Source organism: Arachnia propionica (assembly GCF_003932785.1).
Taxonomy (GTDB): domain Bacteria; phylum Actinomycetota; class Actinomycetes; order Propionibacteriales; family Propionibacteriaceae; genus Arachnia; species Arachnia propionica_B.
This window is the reverse complement of the sequence record NZ_RQYT01000112.1, coordinates 1-1,140: the sequence shown is the minus strand read 5'-3', so window position 1 is coordinate 1,140 and position 1,140 is coordinate 1. Positions and strand designations below refer to the sequence as shown.

General features: G+C 66.8%; 1 pseudogene. It reads left to right on the top strand.

Annotated elements, in window-relative coordinates:
* Nucleotides 1–1,140 (top strand): annotated as a pseudogene (locus EII35_RS15475) (hypothetical protein); the annotation flags it as partial.

Genomic DNA, 1,140 nt, shown 5'->3' with positions numbered 1-1,140 from the left:
GGACCCGCTCGGGCGTCGGGTGGAACAAGACTGTGATGATCTGGGCAACATCAACCGGGTCCAGCTGCCCGATGGTGCGGCCTGGGAATTCACCCACGACGCGATGTCCCGCCTCCGCCAGAGCATCGATCCGTCTGGTGGGGTGTGGCAGCGCTGCTACGACCAGTACGGCCGCCTCAACGAAACCACCGACCCGTCAGGGGTGCGGGCCTACCGGCATCACAACACCCAGGCCCAGGAGATCACCATCGGGGATGCCCACGCCTCCACCACGGTGACGCTGGATGTGTGGGGCCGCCAGATCGCAGCGATCCTCCCGGATGGGTCGGAAACCCGTATCAGGTACGACCGCGCTGGTCGGCCAGTCGAATACACCGACCCCGCAGGTGGCTCCACCCGGATTGAACGCGACCCAGCAGGCCGCCCGGTCCGGATCCGCCGCCCCAGCGGCGCGTCGATCCGGTATGACTATGACCAGTGTGGCCGGGTCGCGGGGATCCGCAACGAACTCGGCTTCCGCACCACCCTCACCTACAACCAGGATTCCCAACTCATCGAAGAGGTCTGGCCCACCGGTGAGAAGGGGTGGAGTCGCTACGACCCCTGTGGCCGCATCACCGCCCGGTTCTCCCCCGGAGTGGGAAGATACTCTTGGGTCTACGACAAAACCGGCCGAGTCATCGAGACCCGTGACCCCAGGAACGGGCTGCGCCGGTTCCGCTACGACCCAGCCGGCCAACTCACAGCCGCGGTGGCGGGGAATGGTGGCGTCACACGCTACACCTATGACCTCAACGGGCGTGCGGTCACCGTCACCGACCCCCTGGGTGCGGTCAGTCACCATGTGTTCGACCCCATGGACCGGTGCCTCAGCACCACCAATGCTCTCGGCGCCACCACGACCTGGGGTTACGATCCCGCCGGGCGGTTGATCCGCAGCGTCGATGCGGACGGCCACGTGGTTGAGACGGCCTACGACCAGGCGGGACTGGAAACCGCCACGATCGTGGACGGGGCCACGTTCTCCCACATCACCAGAAACGCTGCGGCCCGGCAGGTCCAGGTCGAGGACCACTCCAACCCCGACCACCCCGTCACCCACGTCCTCACCTACGATCCCCGCGGCCTCCTCACCCAGCA